Origin of the sequence: Rubrivivax gelatinosus IL144, from assembly GCF_000284255.1 — a bacterium.
In the GTDB taxonomy this organism is placed as follows: Bacteria; Pseudomonadota; Gammaproteobacteria; order Burkholderiales; family Burkholderiaceae_C; genus Rubrivivax; species Rubrivivax gelatinosus_A.
On sequence record NC_017075.1, the window covers coordinates 4,050,753 to 4,071,066 of the forward strand.

Here is a 20,314-nt window from a genome sequence, read left to right on the forward strand (position 1 = left end):
CTAAAGTCGCGGCATGACTGCCAATCCGACCCTCGTCGAGGCGCTGCGCGGCAGCGCCGTCGAATCCACCCACCGCGGCGCCTGGGCCGTCGTCGACGCCGACGGCGACGTCGTCGCCTCGGCCGGCGACATCGACCGGCCGATCTTCCCGCGTTCGGCGGTCAAGCTGCTGCAGGCGCTGCCGCTCGTCGAAAGCGGCGCCGCCGAACGCTACGGCCTGAACGACGAACAGCTCGCGATCGCCTGCGCCTCGCACAACGGCGAGCCGCGCCACGTCGCCGTCGCGGCCTCGATGCTGGCCGCCGCCGGGGTCGACGACGCGGCGCTGGAGTGCGGCGCGCACTGGCCCTACCGCGACGTCGTGCAGCGCGAGATGGCCGCCGCCGGCCGCACGCCCACGGCGCTGCACAACAACTGCTCGGGCAAACACGCCGGCTTCGTCTGCCTGGGCTGCGTGCTGGCCGGCGACGCCGACAAACGCGCCTTCCTCAGCGGCTACGTCAAGCCCGAGCACCCGGTGATGCGCGAGGTCGGCGACGCGATCGAAGCCACGACCGGCTGGCGCCTGGCCGACACGCCGCGCGGCACCGACGGCTGCTCGATCCCGACCTACGCGATCCCGCTGCGCCACCTGGCGCTGGCCTTCGCGCGCGCCGGCAGCGGCATCGGCCTGCGCGAAGGCCGCGCACGCGCCGCGAAGCGGCTGATGGCCGCGGTCACCGCCGAACCCTTCATGGTCGCCGGCAGCGGGCGCTTCGACACCCGCATCATCGAGCGCCTGGGCGAACGTGTGTTCTGCAAGGTCGGCGCCGAAGGCGTGTTCTGCGCCGCGTTCCCGAAGGCCGGGCTGGGCGTCGCGCTGAAGATGGACGACGGCGCCTCGCGCGCCTGCGAAGTCGTGATGGCGGCGCTGATCGAACGTTTCGTGCGCCTGGACGAAGCCGAACGCGGCTTCGTGCACGCCTTCGCCGACCAGCCGCTGGTCAACTGGAACGGCCTCGACGTCGGTCGCCTGCGCTGGGCCGCCTGACCGGCCGGAACGCTGTTTGCCGTCAGGGCTGACGGCGAGCCGCCCGCACGAGGCGGCCGCCGGCCCGGCGGCAGGTCCGTCGGGATGCAAAACCGACGGAGACAACGGATGGCCTGCGCCCGAGGGCTCGCCGTGGTCGCAGCGGCCTGGCTCGCCGGCGCCGCGGGCGCCCACGCGGCGACGCTGACGATCGCCTGCGGCTCCAACGCCGCCGATGCCCAGTTCTGCGCCCGCTACGCGCAGGACTGGGGGCGCAAGAACGGCCACGAGGTGCGCATCTATTCGGCACCGGCCAGCGCCACCGACAACCTCGCGCTGCTGCGCCAGCAGTTCGCGGCCAAGTCCGACAAGCTCGACGTGCTGACGATCGACGTCGTCTGGCCCGGCGTGCTGAAGGACCACCTCGTCGACCTGAAGCCCTACAGCCAGGGCGCCGAGAGCCAGCACTTCCCGGCGATCGTCGCCAACAACACGATCGGCGGCAAGCTGCTCGGCATGCCCTGGTACACCGACGCCGGGCTGCTCTTCTACCGCAAGGACCTGCTGGAGAAGTACGGCCTGGCCCTGCCGAAGACCTGGCACGAGATGGCCGAGGCGGCGCGCCGCATCCAGGACGGCGAACGCGCTGCCGGCGCACGCGACTTCCACGGCTACGTCTTCCAGGGCCGGGCCTACGAGGGCCTGACCTGCAATGCGCTCGAATGGGTCGCCAGCTACGGCGGCGGCACGATCGTCGACGCCAGCGGCAAGGTGACGATCCACAACGCCCAGGCCGCGCGCGCGCTGGACGAGGCGGCGTCGTGGATCGGCACGATCGCGCCGCGCGGCGTGCTGAACTACGGCGAGGAAGAAGCCCGCGGCGTCTGGCAGAACGGCCAGGCGGCCTTCATGCGCAACTGGCCTTACGCCTGGGCGATGAGCCAGGCCGAGGACAGCGTGATCCGCGGCAAGGTCGGCGTCGCGCCGCTGCCCGCCGGCGACGGCGAAGGCGCGCGCCCGGCGGCGACGCTGGGCGGCTGGCAGCTCGCGGTGTCCAAGTACTCGCGCCACGTCGAGGCCGCCGCGGCGCTGGTGATGTACCTGACCAGCGCCGAGATCCAGAAGCAGCGTGCGATCGGCGGCGCCTACAACCCGACGATCCCGGCGCTGTACCGCGACCCCGAGCTGCTCGCCGCCAACCCCTTCATGGGCGACCTGCTCGACGTCTTCGAGAACGCCGTCGCACGCCCGGCGACACCCACCGGGCTCAAGTACCCGGCCGTCAGCCGCGCGTTCTGGGACGCGACGCACGACGTGCTGTCCGGCCGGGTCGACGGCGCCGCGGCGGTGCGCCGCCTCGAAGGCCGGCTGCTGCAGACGCGGCGCGCGAAGTGGTGAGCCGCTGATGCAGCGCACCCGCACCGCCTGGCTGTTCCTCGCGCCGATGCTCGTCGCGATGCTGCTCGTCGCCGGCTGGCCGCTGGCGCGCACGCTGTGGTTCAGCGTCACCGACACCAACCTCAACGACCTGGCCGCCGGGCGTTTCGTCGGCTGGCAGAACTACTTCGGCGCCTACGGCCTGTTCGGCAACGCCGGCTACACCGAAGGCTTCTGGGCCGGCGACTGGGGCATCTCGATCGCCAACACCTTCAAGTTCGCCGTCGTCTCGGTGCTGCTGGAGACGGCGATCGGCCTGGGCGTGGCGCTGCTGCTGAACCAGGAGTTCCGCGGCCGCGCGCTGGTGCGCACCGCGGTGCTGGTGCCCTGGGCGATCCCGACCATCGTCTCGGCCAAGATGTGGGGCTGGATGCTCAACGACCAGTACGGGGTCGTGAACCAGTGGCTCGTCGACTGGGGCGTCGTGGCGCAGAAGATCGCCTTCACCGCCGAGCCGGCCTACGCGCTGTGGACCGTCGTCGCGGTCGACGTCTGGAAGACGATCCCGTTCATGGCGCTGTTGATCCTGGCCGCGCTGCAGACGCTGCCGCGCGACATCTACGAGGCCGCACGCGTCGACGGCGTGCACCCGCTGCGCGTGTTCTGGCGCATCACGCTGCCGCTGATCCGGCTGCCGCTGATGGTCGCCGTCGTCTTCCGACTGCTCGATGCGCTGCGCGTCTTCGACCTGATCTTCGTGCTGACCTCCAACAGCAGCGCGACGATCAGCATGTCGGGCTTCGTGCGCCGCGAGATGATCGACAACGGCGACCTGGGTTTCGGCTCGGCGGCGGCGCTGTCGCTGACGGCGATCATCTTCATCACCGCGGTGCTGTTCCTGCGCGCGGCACGCGTGCGGCTGGCGGAGGACACCCGATGAGCCAGCGCTCCACCGCGGCCACGGTCGCGCTGTACGCGGCGGCGGCGCTGGTCGTCGCGGTCTCGGTCTACCCCTTTCTCTACGCGCTGGCGACCTCGTTCAAGACCGGCACCGCGCTGTTCGACGCCCGGCTGTGGCCGGCCGAGGTGACGCTGCGCAACTACCGCCAGTTGTTCGAAGGCGGCGGCCAGCCCTTCGGCCGCCACCTGCTGAACTCGATCGTCGTCGCGACGCTGACCGTCGTCGTCTCGATGCTGCTGGCGATCAGCGCCTCGTACGCGCTGGGCCGCATCCCGTTCCGCGGCAAGGGCGCGCTGCTGCTGGCCATCCTCGCGGTGTCGATGTTCCCGCAGGTCGCGGTGCTGTCGGGGCTGTTCGAGCTGATGCAGGCGCTGGGCCTTTACGACCGCGCGCCGGGCCTCGTGCTGCCCTACCTGATCTTCACGCTGCCGTTCACGGTCTGGGTGCTGACGACCTTCATGCGCGGCCTGCCGGTCGAGCTGGAGGAGGCGGCGATCATGGATGGCTGCGGCCCGGTCCGCATCGTCTTCCAGGTCTTCATGCCGCTGCTGGTGCCGGCGCTGGTGTCCACCGGGCTGCTGGCCTTCATCGGCGCCTGGAACGAGTTCCTGTTCGCGCTGACCTTCGTCTCCGACACCGAGCAGCGCACGGTGCCGGTGAGCATCTCGCTGATCACCGGCGCCACCGCCTGGGAGGTGCCGTGGGGCAGCATCATGGCCGCGTCGGTGATCGTCACCGTGCCGCTGGTCGCGCTGGTGCTGCTGTTCCAGCAGCGCATCGTCTCGGGCCTGACCGCCGGTGCGGTGAAGGGCTGAAAGGACGCCATGGCCCGCATCGACTTCCTCCAGGTCGGCAAACGCTTCGCGCCGTCGGCCCCGACGACGATCCAGGACGCGACGCTGGCCATCGACGACGGCCAGTTCTGCGTCTTCGTCGGGCCCTCGGGCTGCGGCAAGTCGACGCTGCTGCGCATGGTCGCCGGGCTGGAGACCATCACCACCGGCGAGATCCAGATCGGCGGCCGGCGCGTCAACGAGGTGCCGCCGGCGCAGCGCGGCGTGGCGATGGTCTTCCAGAGCTACGCGCTGTACCCGCACATGACGGTGGCCGAGAACATGGCCTTCGGCCTGCGCGTGCGCGGCGCCGACAAGGCCGACATCGAGCGCCGCGTGAAGAAGGCGGCCGGGATCCTGCAGCTCGAGACCCTGCTCGATAGGCTGCCCAAGGCGCTGTCGGGCGGCCAGCGCCAGCGGGTGGCGATCGGGCGCGCGATCGTCAAGGAGCCGCAGGTCTTCCTCTTCGACGAGCCGCTGTCCAACCTCGACGCCGCGCTGCGCGTGCAGACGCGGCTGGAGATCGCCAAGCTGCACCGCGACGTCGGCCGCGCGAGCACGATCTACGTCACGCACGACCAGGTCGAGGCGATGACGCTGGCCGACCGCATCGTGCTGCTGCGCGCCGGCCCGGCGGTGCAGGAGCACGGCAGCGTGGCGCAGGTCGGCACGCCGATGGAGCTGTACCACCGCCCGCGCAACCTCTTCGTCGCGCAGTTCATCGGCAGCCCGAAGATGAACGTGCTGCCCGGCCGGCTGCTGGCCGCCGCGCCGACGCACGCGACGGTCGACGTCGCCGGCATCGCCGTCACCGCCGCGGTCGACGCGCGCGGCGCGGCGCCGGGCGCGGCGGTGTCGCTGGGCGTGCGGCCGGAGCATCTGGTCGTCGGCGACGACGCCCGCGCCGGCACACCGATGCCGCTGGTGCTGCGCCAGCTCGAACGCCTGGGCGACAGCTCGCTGCTGTACCTGGAGGCCGGCGCCGGCGCGCCGCTGGTCACGCTGCGCGTCGACGGCGCGGCCAGCGTGCCGCCGGGCACGCGCGTGCCGCTGCAGATCCCGGCCGAGGCCTGCCACCTGTTCGACGCCAGCGGCCAGGCCTTCCCGCGCAGCGTCGAACTCCCCGCCTGAACCCGGCCCACCGGCGGGCAGGCATCATCGGGGGGCTTCCCCCCATGACCCTGACCGCTCCCTCCCCCGCCCGGGCGCTGCGCCCGGCCCGTATCGCCGTCCGTTCCCTGTTCTTCGCCTTCGGCACCGTCACCGGCGCCTGGGGCGCGCACGTGCCCAGCGCCAAGGCGCGCTACGGGCTGGACGAAGCCCAACTCTCGCTGGCCCTGCTGGCCGCGGCCGTCGGCGCCGTCGGCGCGCTGCTCGTGGCCGGGCGCATCATCGGCCGCCACGGCCCGCGCCAGGTGGTGCCGGTGGCCGCGGTGGTCATCGCCGCGGCGCTGGGCACGCTGCTGCTGCACGGCGGCTTCGCCGCGCTGGTGGCGACGATGGTCGTGTTCGGCGCCGCCGGCGCGTTCTACGACGTCTCGATCAACGCCGAAGGCACGCTGCTGGAGGAACGCAGCGGCTTCAAGGTCGTCAGCGGCTTCCACGGCATGTGGAGCCTGGGCGCGATGACCGGCGCCGGCGGCTGCTCGGCGCTGCTGGCCGCCGGCGTGCCGGCCGCCTGGCAGCTGGGCGCGCTGGCGATCGTGGTGCTGGCGCTGTCGCTCGTGGCCGCGCGTTCGCTGCTGCCCGACCACCCGCCGGTGCCCGAGGGCCCGCGCGGCTGGCGGTTGCCGCCGCCGCGCCTGCTGCTGCTCGGCGGCCTGGCGGCGCTGGGCCTGCTGGCCGAAGGCGTGATCTACGACTGGAGCGTGCTCTGGTTCACCGATTCGCTGGGCCAGACCCAGGCCGTCGGCGGCCTGGGCTACGCGGCCTTCGCCGCGGCGATGGCCGCTTCGCGTTTCGGCGGCGATGCGCTGCGCAGCCGCTTTCACGCCGCCACGCTGCTGGCCGCCAGCGCCGGGCTGGCGGCGCTGGCGATGAGCGCCGCGCTGCTGCTGCACCACCCGGTGGTCGGCGTCGTCGCGATGGCGCTGGTCGGCGCCGGGCTCGCCAACGTCGTGCCCATCCTCTTCGTCGCCGGCGGCCGCCAGCCGGGCGTGACGCCGGCCGACGGCATCGCCGCGGTGTCCTCGCTGGGCTACTTCGGCCTGCTCGCCGGGCCGCCGCTGGTCGGCGCCATCGCCCATGCGAGCTCGCTGAACCTGGCGATGGCGACGCTGGTCGCCGCGGCGCTGGCGCTGGCCGCCGGGGCGCGGCTGCTGCGCTGACGCGGGTGCATCAGCGCTGGGTCGGCAGCCGATAGGCCAGCAGGCGACCGGTGCTCTCGGTGCAGCCTTCGTTGATCGTCAGCGTGCCGCGCGCCGACAGCGCCAGTTCGCCGGCCACCGGCACCGACCAGACCGAACGCCGCGTCGCCAGGTCGATCGCGTGCACCGCACGGTCGGTGCTGACGAAGACGTGGTTCAGCGTGACGACGATGTTGCGGCACAGACGTGTCGAGCCGTCCTCGGGAGTCCAGGTCCAGTCGACGACGCCGGTCGTCTCGTCGAGCACCGCCAGGCGCGCCGGCAACTGGCCGCCTGCGAAGACGCGGCCTTGGGCGAGCGCGGGCCGGGTGACGTAGCGCTCGGCGCTGCGCCACTCCAGCACGCCGGCGGCGATGTCGAAGCTGACCAGGCTGCGTTCGTAGTGGCCGGCGGTGCTTGCCGACGCGCGGCCGCTGAAATCGTCGCCGCTCGGCGCGACGACGCGCTGTCGTTCGAGCGAGACCATCGGCGCGCCGATGTACGAGCCGCAGCAGTCGCTGTCCGGCGCCGGGTCGGCGATGACGCGTTTGGCGAAGGTCTTGCGGTCGATGACGTTGAGCTGCCCGTGCGTGTAGGCGTAGATCGACTTGTCGTCCAGCGCCGGAGAGAACATGTCGATCATCGGCAGATCGGTGCGGCTGCCGACGACGGCACCGCTGCTGCGGTCGAAGCCGTAGACGCCGCCGTAGTAGCCACCGCCATTGGCGACGAGGCGACCATCGATCGCCGGCGACAGGTAGTGCGGCCACTGCGCCGGGAACGGCGTCTTCCACAGCAGCGTGCCCGAGGCCACGTCGAAGGCATGCATGAAGGTTTCTTCGTGCCCGCTGGTGGCCACGAACACCGTCCCCTTGAAGATCGCCGGCGGGTTCAGCGCCGGGGTACTCGCCGGGAACTCGTAGGTCTGCAGGGTCTCGCCGCTGCGTTCGTCGAGCAGGTACAGCGCCTGCGGCGCGAAGTAGTCGTCGTCGGTGACGGCGACGACACCGTCGGAGATGGCCACCGGGTTGATGTAGGCCGTCACGCCGTCGGCGGCATGCGGGCTGCGCCACTCCCAGGCCTTGCGCGCCGACTGCGGACGCAGCGCGATCGGCACGTAGCCGGTGTGCTGGGCGTTGCCCTGGTACTGGCTCCATTGCGGCGTGGCTGCGGCGGCCACCGCGAAGGTCGCGGTGGAAGACAGGCATGCGGCGGCCAGCGTGCCGGCCAGGCATCGAAGCTTCATGGATTCCCCCTGAGGGCCCCCGGGCGGAGGCGTTCTTATTGGCCTACGCACTCTAAGGTTTTACCCGCGCCGCCGCCCCCCCGGTTCGGTGGGGCGGTGGCCCGGCGTCAGCGGCCGGCAGGGCGCAGGCGCAGCACCAGCGCGGCCAGCGAAGCGGCGCTCGCCAGCGCGACCATGCCCAGCCAGCCGCCGTGCGTCAGCGCCAGGCCGCCGAGCGCCGAGCCGGCCGCCATGCCGACGAAGATCGTCGTGAACAGCAGCGCGTTGAGCCGGCTGCGCGCCTCGGGCTCCAGGCCGTAGACCAGGGTCTGGTGCGAGACCAGCGAGGCCTGGATCGCGAAGTCGAAACCGACCGCGGCGACGGCGATCAGCGCCAGCGCGGCAGCCGTCGGCAGCAGCGGTTCGGCAGCCAGCACGGCGAACGAGACCACCGCCAGCGCCGCCGCCAGCCGGGTGACGAAGACCGGCCCGCGACGGTCGGCCAGGCGGCCGGCCAGCGGCGCGGCCAGCGCACCGGCGGCACCGGCCAGGCCGAAGGCCCCAGCCGCCGCCGCACCCAGGCCGTGCCGCGCCTGCAGCGCCAGCGCCAGCGTCGACCAGAAGGCGCTGAAGCCCACCGACAGCAACGCCTGCACCGCGGCCGCGCGGCGCAGCGCCGGATGGCGCCGCCACAGCGAGACCATCGAGGCCAGCAGCGCGCCGTAGGCCAGGCGCGTCGTCGGCGCGATGTGCGGCAGGCCGCGCCAGACGGCCAGGCCGATCACCGCCACCGCCGCCGCGGCGGCGAAGAACACGCTGCGCCAGCCCCATTGCGCCGCCAGCAGGCCGCTGGCGACCCGCGACAGCAGGATGCCCAGCAGCAGGCCGGTCATGACGCTGCCGACCGTCGCCCCACGTCGTTCAGGAGCCGACAACGCGGCGGCGGCCGGCACCAGGTCCTGGGCCATCGTCGCCGCCAGGCCGATGACCAGGCTGGCCAGCAGCAGCGCCGGCAGCCCGGGCGCGAAGCCGGCGGCCAGCAGCGCCAGCGTCAGCAGCGCGGCCTTGGCGGTGATCAGCGTGCGCCGGTCGCTGCGGTCGCCCAGCGGCGCCAGCAGCAGCAGGCCGGCGGCGTAGCCGAACTGGGTCAGCGTCGGCACCAGGCCGACGCCGGTGGCGCCGGCGCCGAGGTCGCTGCCGAGCGCGGCCAGCAGCGGCTGGGCGTAATAGATCGAGGCGACGGCGAAACCGGCACCGGCGGCCATCAGCACGACGGGCGGCGAGGCGGGGCGGGCGGCCGCGGGCAGCGGCGACAGCGGAGCGGGAGCGGGAAGGGCGGACATCGTGGACTCCAGCGGGGATTCGATGGCTGCAATTCTTCTCGCGCATCACCTATCGTTGTAGTAGCGCCGGATTCACATCTGCCATACGCTATACGCATGACCAAGCCGTTTGCCGGTGCCGACCGCCTGGAACTCTTGCAGACCTTCGTGCGCATCGTCGATGCCGGCAGCCTGTCGGCGGCCGCGGTGGCGCTGGGCACGACGCAGCCGACGATCAGCCGCCGGCTGCAGCAGCTCGAACGTTCGCTGGGTCTGAACCTGCTGCAGCGCTCGACGCACTCGATGAAACCCACCGAGGACGGCCAGCGCTGCTACGAGCACGCGCGTTCGCTGCTCGAACGCTGGGACGCCGCCGAAGCCGACCTGCGCGGCGTGCAGGACGTGCCGCGCGGCCGCCTGCGCGTCGTCGTGCCGCACGCCTTCGGCCAGCAGCAGCTGGTGCTGCCGCTGCTGGACTTCCTGCGCCGCCACCCGGAGGTCTCGGTCGAATGGCTGCTGCACGACCGGCTGCCCGACTTCATCGCCCAGGGCGTGGACTGCGCGATCCGCGTCGGCGCGGTCGACGAGCCGGGGCTGGTGGCGGTGCGGCTGGCCGAGGTGCCGCGTTTCGTCGTCGCCGCGCCGGGCGTCTGGGGCGAGGGCCCGCCGCCGGCCGAGCCCGAGGCGCTGGCCGCCCTGCCCTGGCTGGCCGCCGGCAGCTTCTACCGCGACGAGGTGGAACTGCAGGACCGCCGCAGCGGCGGCTGGCGCCGGCTGGCGATCCGCCCGCGGCTGACGACCGACAGCCTGTACGCGCTGCGCGAGGCGGCCCGCGGCGGTGCCGGCGCGGCCATCATCTCCACCTGGCTGGTGGCCGAGGACCTGGCCGCCGGCCGTCTGGTGCAGTTGGCGCCCGACTGGAGCGCGGCGCCGCTGCCGGTGTACCTGCTGCACCCGCCGACGCGGCTGCAGCCGGCACGGCTGCGGGCCTTCATCGCGGCGATGCGTGCGGCGATGCCGACGCTGTCGGGCATGGTGCCGGCGACCCGCGCCAGCGCCTGAGGCTCAGGCCGGCACGGTGTCGGCCACTGGCGGCGTCGGCAGCAGCGTCACCGGCTCGGCGACGCCGCACAGCCGGCCCACGGCGCGGTGGCGGCCGGCGCTCTTGGCGCGGTAGAGCAGCGTGTCGACGTCGGCCAGCGTGCGGTCGAGGTCGAAACCTTCGCCCAGCCCGACCGAGGCGAAACCGATCGACGCCGTCACCGACTTGCGCACGCCGTCGAACTCGATCGGCGTGGCGCCGACCGCGTCGAGCAGGCGCAGCACGAAGCCGCGTTCGGCCTCGGCACCGGCCGGGTCGTCGATGACGAGCAGGAACTCCTCGCCGCCCCAGCGCACGATGCAGTCGTCGCTGCGCACGCAGTCGGCCAGGCGCCGGCTGGTCTCCTGCAGCGCGCGGTCGCCGCAGGCGTGGCCGTGGCGGTCGTTGATCGCCTTGAAGTGGTCGATGTCCAGCAGCACCAGCAGCACGCGGCCGCCCTCGGCCTGGCGGCGGGCGAAGAAGCGGTCGAAATGGCGCCGGTTGTAGGCGCCGGTCAGCGGGTCGTGCGTGCTCTCGTAGTCGAGCGCGGCGTTGGCGTCGCGCAGCTGGCGGTTCACGCGCCGGGTGCGCAGGTGCACGAACAGCAGCGAGGCCGTCGACAGCAGCACCGCGGCGGCCACGGCGAAGGTCGTGCGCCGGTTCAGGCGCTCGGTCTGCAACTGCAGCTCGGCGGTCTGGCCCTGGTGGCGCAGGCGCTCGATGTCCAGGTCCTTGCGGCTGCTCTCCAGCACCGCGGCGAGGAAGCTGGCGTTCTTCTCGCGCGCCTCGCGCTGGGTGCGCTCGCGCAGCTCGTCGGCACGTTCGGCGGCGCGGTAGGCCTGCTCCCAGCGGCCGGCACGCGCCATCATCTGCGCCCAGTCGCGCAGCGCACGGGCGACCTCGCCGACCTGGCCGCCGTTCTCGAACCAGACGCGGCCACGGTCGAAGGCCTCGGTGCCGGCCGGGATCTGGCCGGCGGCAGCGAGCGCGAAACCGCGCACCAGCCAGGCGTAGGCCTTCAGGTACTCGAAATCCTGGCGCTCGGCTTCGGCGACGACGTCGGCCGACAAGGCCAGCGCCTGCGGCAGCCGCCGCGTGTGGTTGTAGACGTCGACGAGGTTGATGCGGATCGCCAGCCGCGTCTCCTGGTCGTCCTGGCGCTCGGCCAGTTCCAGCCCGCGGCGCAGCGTGGCCAGCGCCTCGTCGTACTGCCTGGCGGCGATCTGCAGCGCGCTGCGCGCCAGCAGTTTCTCGTCGCTGCGCGAGAGCTCGGGGTCCAGACGCAGCGCGCGGTCGCTGTTGCGCAGCGCGTCCTCGTGCTGGCCCAGATCGGACTGGATCATCGCCAGCGTCGTCAGCGCGTCGGCCTCGCGCCGCGGATCGCCGGCGGTGCGCGCGATCTCCAGCGCGCGGTCGATGGCCGTCAGCGCCTCGTCGATGGCGCCGGCGTAGGTCGCTTCGTCGGCGTAGTTGCGGGCGACGCGGAAGGCCAGCGTCGGCATGCCGACCTGCCCGATCAGCCGCCAGGCCTCGCGCGCGTAGCGGTAGTTCTCGCTCGGGTTGCCGGCGTGGTCGGCGGCCCACTGGCGGCACTTCAGCGCCGCGATCTGCAGGTAGACGTCGCCGCTGGCGCCCGAGCGCGCTTCGAGCGCGGCCAGCACCCCGGCGCTGTCGCCCGGGGCGACGGCGCAGCGTTCGACGGCCAGCAGCGCCTGCCAGGCCGGCGCCGCCCAGCGCGGGTCGGCTCGCAGCGCGTCCAGGTGCGCGACCCGCTGCTCGGGAGGGCGTCGGGCGTCGGCGCTCAGCAACTGGTCGAGCGCGCGTTCTTCGGGGCCGATCTGGCCCGCGGGCAGCATCCTCGGTTCGGCGGACGCCGCGACGCCGCCCAGCCCGAGCAAGGCGGCGCACGCCCACACGGCCCAGCCGCACGGCGTCTTCACGAGCGCGGCCCTGCCGCGCACAACATCACGACCTCTTGTCATTGGCGGTTCCGCGGCCCCCCCGGCGCGGACCGTCGCCGGACCCGGGGCGTCGTCCGCGGGCGGCTGGCTCCGCCCGCGGCGCGCGCAGCATAGCCTGCCGCGGCGCGCGCGGACACGCGCCGGATCACTTCGACGCCGACGCCGCGCCGCCGTAGACTGGCCGCGCACCGGGCGACGGCCGCGACGACGCGCCGCGCCGAACGGGAGGGACCGCGTGGACGAGCGCTCTGCACCCGAGCCGGCACGGCCGGCAGCACGATCGGCCTGGCACCGCGCCGCGGCCGGCCTGGCCGCCCTGCTTCTCGTGGCGGCCGCGGCCGCCGCGCAGGCCCAGACACCGGCCGCAGACGCGGCGACGGTGGAACTCGACCACCGCCGCATCGTCGAGCTGCGGGCGACGCTGTTCGGCGACCCGCCGGCCGAACGCGCGGCGATGGCGCAATCGGTGCTTGCCGAAGCCGCGATGCGCGGCCCGGGCGTCGTCACGCGCACGCGCATCGGCGACACCGTGCGCTTCGACGTCGACGGCGTGACGGTCTTCTTCCTCGCCGCCGACGACCTGCCCGGGCGGCTGCCCGAGCCGCTGCTCGACGGCGCCGCGCTGAAGGTCGAGCGGCGCCTGGTGCTGGCGCTGCAGGAATCGAAAGAGGCGCGCGACCCGCGCCGGCTGGGCATCGCCGCGGCCTGGAGCGCCGCCGCCAGCGTGGCGCTGCTGCTGGCGCTGCGCGGGCTGTGGCGGCTGCGGCGCTGGTCGAGCCGGCGCCTGGGCCATCGGCTGGACACCTGGCTGGACGTCGACACCCGGCGCGGCGTGCTCGCGACCTATCTGCCGCACGTGCGCCGCGCCAGCGGCCTGGCCGGCGATGTGTTCGTCTGGGGCACCGGGCTGCTGCTGGTGAACCTCTGGGCCGGCTTCGTGCTGCGCGCCTTCGCCTACACGCGGCCCTGGGGCGAGAGCGCCACCGGCTGGCTGCTGGGCGTGCTCGGCGACTTCGCGATCGGCGTCGTGCACGCGGTGCCGGGGCTGCTGGTCGTGCTGCTGATCGCCGTCTTCGGCCGGCTGCTGACCCGCGCGCTGACGCTGCTGCTGCGGCGGGTCGAAAGCGGCGAGCTGCAGCTCGGCTGGCTGGATGCCGACACCGCGGCGCCGACGCGGCGCATCGGCAACTTCGTCGTCTGGCTGTTCGCGCTGGCGCTGGCCTACCCCTACCTGCCGGGCGCGTCCAGCGAGTCGTTCAAGGGCGTCACCGTGCTCGCCGGGCTGATGCTGTCGCTGGGGGCCTCGGGCGTCGTCGGTCAGGCGATGGCCGGCGTCGGGCTGATGTACTCGCGCTCGCTGCGCATCGGCGAGTACGTGCGCATCGGCGAGACCGAGGGCACGGTCGCGGCGATCGGCATGTTCGCCACCAAGCTGCACACCGGGCTGGGCGAGGAGGTCAGCCTGCCCAACACGGTGGTCGTCGGCCAGCCGGTGCGCAACTTCTCGCGCCTGGTCGCCGACGGCCGCTTCGTGCTGCACACCGCGGTGACGATCGGCTACGCGACGCCCTGGCGCCAGGTGCACGCGATGCTGCTCGAAGCGGCGCGGCGCACGCCGGGCGTCGCCGCCGAGCCCGCCCCCTACGTCGTGCAGACGGCGCTGTCGGACTTCTACGTCGAGTACCGCCTCGTCGCCCAGGCCGACCGCAGTGCGCCGCACAGCCGCGCCGAGGCGATGAACCGGCTGCTCGCCGACATCCAGGACGTGTTCAACGAGAACGGCGTGCAGATCATGTCGCCGCACTACCTGGCCGACCCGCCGGCGCCGCAGGTCGTGCCGCCGGGCGAGTGGTTCGGCGGCGGCGCGCCGCTGAAGCCGCCGCCCGCGGCCTGATCAGCCCGGCGGCGGCGCGGCGAACAGCGTCGCCACCCAGTCGGCGAAGGCGCGCACGCGCCGCGGCAGGTGGCGCCGGTGCGGCAGCAGCAGCGTCACCGGCATCGGCGGCGGCACGAGCTCCGGCAGCAGCGTCACCAGCCGGCCGGCCTCGACGCCGGCGCGGGCGCTGGCCTCGGGGATCTGGATGATGCCCAGCCCGGCCTCGCAGGCGGCGAGGTAGGCGTCGGTGGCGTTGACGGTGACGACGCCGGCCATCGCCACGCTGCGCAGCGTGCCCTCGGCGTCGAGGTACTCGAAGCCCGCCGGCCGGTCGCCGAGGTTGGGCTGGTAGTGCACCAGCCGGTGCGCGGCCAGGTCCTCGAGCGAACGCGGTTCGCCGTGGCGCGCGAGGTAGCCGGGGCTGGCGACGTTGACCATCGTGTAGGCGCCCAGCGGCCGGCCGACGAGCTGCTCGGCGACGACCGCGCCGACGCGGATCACCGCGTCGTAGCCTTCGCGCACCGGGTCGACGCGGCGATCGGCGGCGCCGACCTCGACCGTGAGCCCCGGGTGCCGGTCCAGGAACTCGGGCAGGCGCGGCAGCAACAGCGAACGGGCGATCGCCAGCGGCATGTCCACACGCAGCCGTCCGGTCAGCGCCTGCGGCTGCTGCTGGAACATCGTGCGCAGCTCGTCGAGGTCGGCGAGCACGTCCTGGCAGCGTTCGACGAACAGCCGGCCGTCGTCGGTGAGGCTGACGCGCCGCGTCGTGCGCTGCAGCAGTCGCGCACCCAGGCGCTCCTCGAGCCGGCGCACCGCGGTCGACACGGTGGCGCGCGGCAGGCCCAGGCGCTGGGCGGCTTCGGTGAAGCTGCCGAGCTCGGCGACACGCAAGACGATGCGCAGGTCTTCGGGCGACATGGCGGCTCGATTGGTCGATTGTTTCGACCAGTGTTGCCGATTCAACGCCATTTATCCAGCCGGAGCGAACACCTAAAGTGGATTCACCGCGGCGCCACGCCGCCTCCCACCGACAGGACGCCCACGATGAACACGCTCTCCACTCCCCGCACCGCGCTCGTCACCGGCGGCAGCCGCGGCCTCGGCCGCGACGCCGTGCTGCAGCTGGCCCGCGCCGGCTGGGACCTCGTCTTCACCTTCCACAGCCGCGCCGACGAAGCCGAGGCCGTGGCCGCCGAGGTGCGTGCGCTGGGCCGGCGCGCGGCGGCGCTGCAGTTCGACGCCGGCGACGTCGCCCGCTTCCCGGCCTTCGTCGAGGCGCTGCGCGGTGCACTGGCCGACGGCATCGGCCGCCCGACGCTGGACGCCGTCGTGCACAACGCCGGTTTCGGCGTGCACGCGAGCTTCGCCGAGACGCGCAAGGCCGATTTCGACGCGCTGATGAACGTGCACCTGAAGGGCCCGTTCTTCCTGACCCAGGCGCTGCTGCCGCTGCTGGCCGACGGCGCGCGCATCCTGCACGTCTCCAGCGGCCTGACGCGTTTCGCGCTGCCCGGTTACGCCGCCTACGCGACGATGAAGGGCGCGGTCGAGGTGCTGACGCGTTATCTGGCCAAGGAACTGGGCGCCCGCGGCATCCGCGTCAACACGCTGGCGCCGGGCGCGATCGAGACCGACTTCGGCGGCGGCGCGGTGCGCGACAACGCCCAGCTCAACGCCTACGTCGCGTCGCAGACCGCGCTCGGCCGTGTCGGCCGGCCCGAAGACATCGGCGGCGCGATCAGCGCGCTGCTGGCCGACGAGTCGGGCTGGATCACCGGCCAGCGCATCGAGGCCTCGGGCGGCATGTTCATCTGAAGTCGGAGTCCGCACTCGCCCGGGCGGCGTCGTGCCGCCGGGCGTCGAGCAGGTAGTCCAGGCAGTCCTCGGCCGGCAGCGCCCGGCTGTGCAGATAGCCCTGGAAGACGCTGCAGCCCAGCGCGGCCAGGCGGTCGCGCTGCTCGCGCGTCTCGACGAACTCGGCGATGACGCGCGCGCCGCTGGTGTGGCCCAGCGCGGCGATGGCGCGGATGATGTCGGCGCTGACCGGGTGCGCCATCACGTCGCGGCTCAGCGAGCCGTCGATCTTGATCGCCGAGACGCGAAAGCGCCGCAGGTGCAGCAGCGAGGCGTGGCCCATGCCGAAGTCGTCCATCGCCAGGCGCACGCCCAGCGCCTCCAGCCCGGCGAGGTTGTCGTCGGCGACCCGGCTGACCGGGATGCCGCTGCTCTCGGTGATCTCGATCTCGAGTTCGCCGGGCCGCAGGCCGTGGCGATGCAGCACCCGGGCCACGGTGTCGGCCAACCCCGGCTCGCCGAGCTGCTGCGGCGAGACGTTGACCGACATCGTCAGCGCCTCGAGCCCGCGTTCGTTCCAGCGCGCCTTGCAGGCGCAGGCTTCGTCGAGCACACGTTCGCCCAGGCGCGAGATCAGCCCGCCCTGCTCGGCCAGCGCGATCGCGACGTCGGTGCGCACCGCGCCGTAGCCCGGGTGCGTCCAGCGCAGCAGCGCCTCGACGCCGATCGCCCGGCCGTCCAGCGCATGCTGCGGCTGGTAGGCCAGCCACAGCCCCGGCGTGCCGATCGAACGTTCCAGGTCCTGCAACAGCCCGCGGGCGATGACGCCGACGTGGTCGGCGCGGCGCAGTGGCGAGTCGGCGCGCTGGCCGTCGGCGACGATCGCCGACGAGGCGTCGTGGAACTCCAGCACGCGCCGGGCCTGGCGCTCGGCCTCGTTGCGGCGCACGAACGGCAGGTAGACGAGGGTCGAGATCACCAGCCCCAGCAACTGCAGCGCCACGCCGACCCAGGAGCCGGTGAGCAGCCAGCCCGACACCAGCACCGGCGTCGTCCACGGGATCTGCACCGGCAGCAGCGTCAGCCAGCCGGCGTGCAACGCGATCAGCGGCGGCAGGGTCAGCAGCACCGGCAGCAGCAGGAAGGGCAGCACGAAGCGCGGGTTGAGCACCAGCGGCAGCCCGAACAGCAGCAGCTCGTTGACGTTGAACAGCGCCGGCAGCCACGAGAGCTGCGCCAGCCGCCGCGTCGGCCCGTCGCGCACGGCGATGGCCATCGCGATCAGCAGGCCCATCGTCGCCCCGGAACCGCCGAGGTGCACGAAGCCGGTGAGCAGCGGCAGCAGCACGTGGTCGTGCGACGGCGGCGTGCCCGCGTTCGTCAGCCAGGCCGGGAAATGGGTGTTGACGACCTTGCCGCCCGGCACGCCGAACAGCCACAGCACCTGGTGCAGCAAGGTCAGCGCCGGGGTCATGATCCAGTCGGCGTCCAGGCGCGAGCCGAGCCAGCGCTGGATCGCTTCGGGCCAGCCGGCCACCGACAGCGGGAAGCGCCAGGCGAAGTCGGCGGCCAGCTTGACGGCCACGCCGAGCACGGCGATCGGCAGCGTCAGCCGGATCGCATGGAAGAAGACCGGGTTGCTGTCGTAGCCGACGGCCAGCCGCGCCAGCGGCCGCCACCGGGCCAGCGGCCACAGCAGCGTCGGCGTCGCCAGGCCGACGGCGATGCCGGTCAGGATCGAAGCCGAGCCCAGCGCCTGCGTCGTCAGCGGGCCGGCCGGGCCGACGCAGAGCATGAAGTTCACGAGGGCCGAGATCGCCACCCAGATCGGCGGCAGCGGCTCGCGGCCGGGGTGGCGCGGCGCCCGCTGCGCGAGCATCGCAGCGACGGTGATCGCCAGCGCCAGCCCGAGTACGCCCCAGGTCGAACGCACGATGTCTTCGGCCGCCGAGGCCCAGCCGGGGCCGAAGCTCTGCGCCATCCACGCCCGGCCGATCGGCCACGGGAACTGCACGATGACCGTCGCGACGACGCCGAACAGCGTCAGCGGCAGCAGCACGACGAAGGCGTCGCGGATCGCCTCGATCCAGGCGGTGCAGAGCTTGTGGGCGGGAGGTCGGTCTACGGGCATCGGCAGGCGGCGCAGCATCGTGCTGGACGGCCCGCCGAAGTCGATTGTTGCTTCTAGTTACAACATCCCGGGCGGCAAACCGTGACTTGGTTCACGGCTTTCGCGCTGCGGCGAGTCGGTCTCGGCCCGGTCGCACGCCCAGCTGCGCTGCAGATGCGCCAGGCAGGCGTCGGCCGGCAGCGCCGGGCTGTACAGATAACCCTGGAAGACGTCGCAGCCCAGCGCCGCCAGGCGGTCGCGCTGCTCGCGCGTCTCGACGAACTCGGCGATGACGCGCGCGCCGCCGGTGTGGCCCAGCGTCGCGATGGCGCGGATGATGTCGGCGCTGACCGGGTGCGCCATCACGTCGCGGCTGAGCGAGCCGTCGACCTTGATCGCCGCGACGCGGAAGCGCTTGAGGTGCAGCAGCGACGCGTGGCCCATGCCGAAGTCGTCCATCGCCAGGCCGACGCCCAGCGCGTCCAGGCGCGCGAGGTTCTCGTCGGCGACGTCGCCCACCGGGATGCCGCGGCTCTCGGTGATCTCCAGCTCGAGTTCACCCGGCCGCAGGCGGTGGCGCTTCAGCGCCTCGGCCACCGTGCGGTGCAGCCCCGGCTGCGACAGCTGCAGCGGCGAGACGTTGACCGACATCGTCAGCGCCTGCAGGCCGAGCGCGTTCCACTGCGCCTTGCGGGCGCAGGCCTCGTCGATGACCCAGGCGCCCAGCGGGCCGATGACCGCGCCCTGCTCGGCCAGCGCGATCGCGACGTCGGTGCGCACCGCGCCGTAGCCCGGGTGCTGCCAGCGCAGCAGCGCCTCGACGCCGACCACCGTGCCGTCGAGCCGGTGCTGCGGCTGGTAGACCAGCGACAGCGCCGGCGTGCCGATCGCGCGCTCCAGGTCGTGCAGCAGGCCGCGCGCGATGACGCCGACGTGGTCGCTGCGGCGCAGCGGCGCGTCCGCGCGCGGCACGTCGCTGGCGATGACCGCGCTGGCGTGCTGGAAGGCGTCCAGGCGCTCGGCCAGTCGCTCGGCCTCGTTGCGGCGGACGAAGGGCAGGTAGATCGCCGTCGACAGCGCCAGGCCCAGCGCCTGCAGCGCGACGCCGACCCAGGAGCCGGTGAGCCACCAGCCCGACAGCAGCAGCGGCGTCGTCCACGGGATCTGCACCGGCAGCAGCTCGATCCAGCCGGCGTGCAGCGCGACCAGCGGCGGCAGCGTCAGCGCCAGCGGCGCGGCCAGGAAGGGCAGGACGAAACGCGGGTTCAGCACCAGCGGCAGGCCGAACATCAGCAGCTCGTTGACGTTGAAGACGGCCGGCAGCCACGACAGCTGCACCAGGCGCCGGTTCTGGCCGTCGCGCGCGACGACCGCCAGCGCCAGCAGCAGCCCCAGCGTCGCGCCCGAGCCGCCGAGGTGCACGAAGTTGTCGATCAGCACGCGCGGCACGCGGTCGTGCACGACCGGCTCGCCGGCCAGCGTGAACAGGAAGCCCAGGTGCGACTCCAGCACCTTGCCGCCGTGCACGCCGAAGAACCACAGCAGCTGGTTGGCCGCGACGGCCAGCGGCGTCAGCACCCAGTCGGCGTCCAGGCGCGCGGCGAGTTCGGGCAGCCAGCGCAGGTCAGGCCGCGGCAGGTGCCACACGAGTTCGGCCAGGGCCTTGGCCAGCAGGCCCAGCGCAGCCATCGGCAGCGTCAGCCGGGTCGCGTGATAGAAGACCGGGTTGCTGTCGTAGCCGATCGCCAGGCGGCGCATCGGGGTCCAGTCGGCCAGCGGGCGCAGCAGCGCCGGCGTCGCCAGGCCGACGATGATGCCGGTCAGCATCGAGCCCTGGCCGAAGGACTGCAGCGTCACCGGGCCGGTGGCGCTGGCGCAGAGCGTGAAGTTGACGAGCGCGCTGATCGCCACCCAGATCGACGGCAGCGGCTCTCGCGAGCGACCGCGGGGCGCGCGCTGCGCGACCATCGCGGCGATGGTCACCGCCAGCGCCAGGCCGAGCACGCCCCAGGTCGATTGCACGACCGCGTCGGCGGTGTCGGTCCAGCCGCGGCCCGGCCGGCTCTCGAGCCAGGCGCGCACGGCCGGGATCGGGAAGTGACCGAGCAGCGTGGCCACGACGCCGAACAGCGAGATCGGCAGCAGCACGACGTAGGCGTCGCGTACCGCGACGAGCGCGCCGGCGCGGTACGTCGTGTGGCAAGGGGGCTCGGCGGGCATCTGGGGCGTCGGCGTTCCCGGCGCGTCGGACGCCGTCCAACGTGATTTCGACCCAGGCTCCGGGGGCTTCAACGCAGCGGCGTGAATTGCGTCACGCCCCGGCACCCGCGACCGGCGCGCTGCGCCCGGGGACGCGGCGCGGCAACAGTCGGACCACGCGCGGCAGGCAGGTGTGCGACAATGCGCGGTGCGCCTCG

Annotated in this window: 15 protein-coding genes; 9 read left to right on the forward strand and 6 right to left on the reverse strand. The window is 73.4% G+C overall.

The features are described from left to right. Positions 1-13 precede the first annotated feature (13 nt). The 6 genes from RGE_RS18495 (at position 14) to RGE_RS18520 (ending at position 6,507) form a co-directional block, all read left to right on the forward strand. Positions 14-1,030, forward strand: coding sequence for an asparaginase (locus RGE_RS18495; RefSeq protein ID WP_014429979.1), 1,017 nt, complete (start codon positions 14-16; stop codon positions 1,028-1,030). Positions 1,031-1,138: 108 nt separating this feature from the next. Next, positions 1,139-2,407, forward strand: a complete 1,269-nt coding sequence (locus RGE_RS18500) for an ABC transporter substrate-binding protein (RefSeq protein ID WP_014429980.1) — start codon at positions 1,139-1,141, stop codon at positions 2,405-2,407. Positions 2,408-2,414: 7 nt separating this feature from the next. Beyond that, entirely contained in the window at positions 2,415-3,326 is a 912-nt protein-coding gene (locus RGE_RS18505; RefSeq protein WP_014429981.1) for a carbohydrate ABC transporter permease, read from the forward strand. Next, entirely contained in the window at positions 3,323-4,162 is an 840-nt protein-coding gene (locus tag RGE_RS18510; RefSeq protein WP_014429982.1) for a carbohydrate ABC transporter permease, read from the forward strand. Before RGE_RS18505 ends, RGE_RS18510 begins: the two co-directional genes overlap by 4 nt. 9 nt (positions 4,163-4,171) lie before the next feature. Further along, positions 4,172-5,311 (forward strand): ABC transporter ATP-binding protein, encoded by a 1,140-nt coding sequence (locus tag RGE_RS18515; protein WP_014429983.1) that lies wholly within the window; start codon positions 4,172-4,174, stop codon positions 5,309-5,311. 44 nt (positions 5,312-5,355) lie between these two features. Further along, positions 5,356-6,507, forward strand: a complete 1,152-nt coding sequence (locus tag RGE_RS18520) for an MFS transporter (RefSeq protein ID WP_014429984.1) — start codon at positions 5,356-5,358, stop codon at positions 6,505-6,507. A 10-nt stretch (positions 6,508-6,517) separates the two neighbouring features. Here RGE_RS18520 and RGE_RS18525 read toward each other — a convergent pair whose 3' ends face one another. Together RGE_RS18525 and RGE_RS18530 are read right to left on the reverse strand one after the other, a co-directional pair. Continuing rightward, positions 6,518-7,771, reverse strand: a complete 1,254-nt coding sequence (locus RGE_RS18525; RefSeq protein WP_014429985.1) for an outer membrane protein assembly factor BamB family protein — start codon at positions 7,769-7,771, stop codon at positions 6,518-6,520. A 107-nt stretch (positions 7,772-7,878) separates the two neighbouring features. After that, on the reverse strand, positions 7,879-9,093 hold the full coding sequence (locus RGE_RS18530) for an MFS transporter (protein WP_014429986.1): 1,215 nt from the start codon (positions 9,091-9,093) through the stop codon (positions 7,879-7,881). 96 nt (positions 9,094-9,189) lie between these two features. On the opposite strand from RGE_RS18530, the gene RGE_RS18535 reads away from it, so the two are divergent. Beyond that, positions 9,190-10,134, forward strand: coding sequence for a LysR family transcriptional regulator (locus RGE_RS18535; RefSeq protein ID WP_014429987.1), 945 nt, complete (start codon positions 9,190-9,192; stop codon positions 10,132-10,134). A 3-nt stretch (positions 10,135-10,137) separates the two neighbouring features. Here the strand turns inward: RGE_RS18535 and RGE_RS18540 are convergent, their stop codons facing one another. Next, the gene (locus tag RGE_RS18540) at positions 10,138-12,009 is read right to left on the reverse strand and encodes a GGDEF domain-containing protein (protein ID WP_014429988.1); all 1,872 of its coding nucleotides are present in this window, start codon (positions 12,007-12,009) and stop codon (positions 10,138-10,140) included. A gap of 340 nt (positions 12,010-12,349) precedes the next feature. Between RGE_RS18540 and RGE_RS18545 the strand changes: the two genes are divergently transcribed. Continuing rightward, positions 12,350-14,008 (forward strand): mechanosensitive ion channel family protein, encoded by a 1,659-nt coding sequence (locus RGE_RS18545; protein ID WP_014429989.1) that lies wholly within the window; start codon positions 12,350-12,352, stop codon positions 14,006-14,008. Here RGE_RS18545 and RGE_RS18550 read toward each other — a convergent pair whose 3' ends face one another. Then, positions 14,009-14,911, reverse strand: coding sequence for a LysR family transcriptional regulator (locus RGE_RS18550; protein WP_014429990.1), 903 nt, complete (start codon positions 14,909-14,911; stop codon positions 14,009-14,011). 126 nt (positions 14,912-15,037) lie between these two features. On the opposite strand from RGE_RS18550, the gene RGE_RS18555 reads away from it, so the two are divergent. Next, on the forward strand, positions 15,038-15,808 hold the full coding sequence (locus RGE_RS18555; protein ID WP_014429991.1) for an SDR family NAD(P)-dependent oxidoreductase: 771 nt from the start codon (positions 15,038-15,040) through the stop codon (positions 15,806-15,808). Here the strand turns inward: RGE_RS18555 and RGE_RS18560 are convergent. Both RGE_RS18560 and RGE_RS18565 read right to left on the reverse strand, forming a co-directional pair. Further along, positions 15,801-17,918 carry an EAL domain-containing protein gene (locus tag RGE_RS18560; RefSeq protein WP_148280230.1) on the reverse strand — a complete coding sequence of 706 codons (2,118 nt, stop codon included), beginning with the start codon at positions 17,916-17,918 and terminating at the stop codon, positions 15,801-15,803. The genes RGE_RS18555 and RGE_RS18560 overlap by 8 nt on opposite strands. Positions 17,919-17,975: 57 nt before the next feature. Continuing rightward, on the reverse strand, positions 17,976-20,117 hold the full coding sequence (locus RGE_RS18565) for an EAL domain-containing protein (protein ID WP_014429993.1): 2,142 nt from the start codon (positions 20,115-20,117) through the stop codon (positions 17,976-17,978). Between the last annotated feature and the right edge of the window lie 197 nt (positions 20,118-20,314).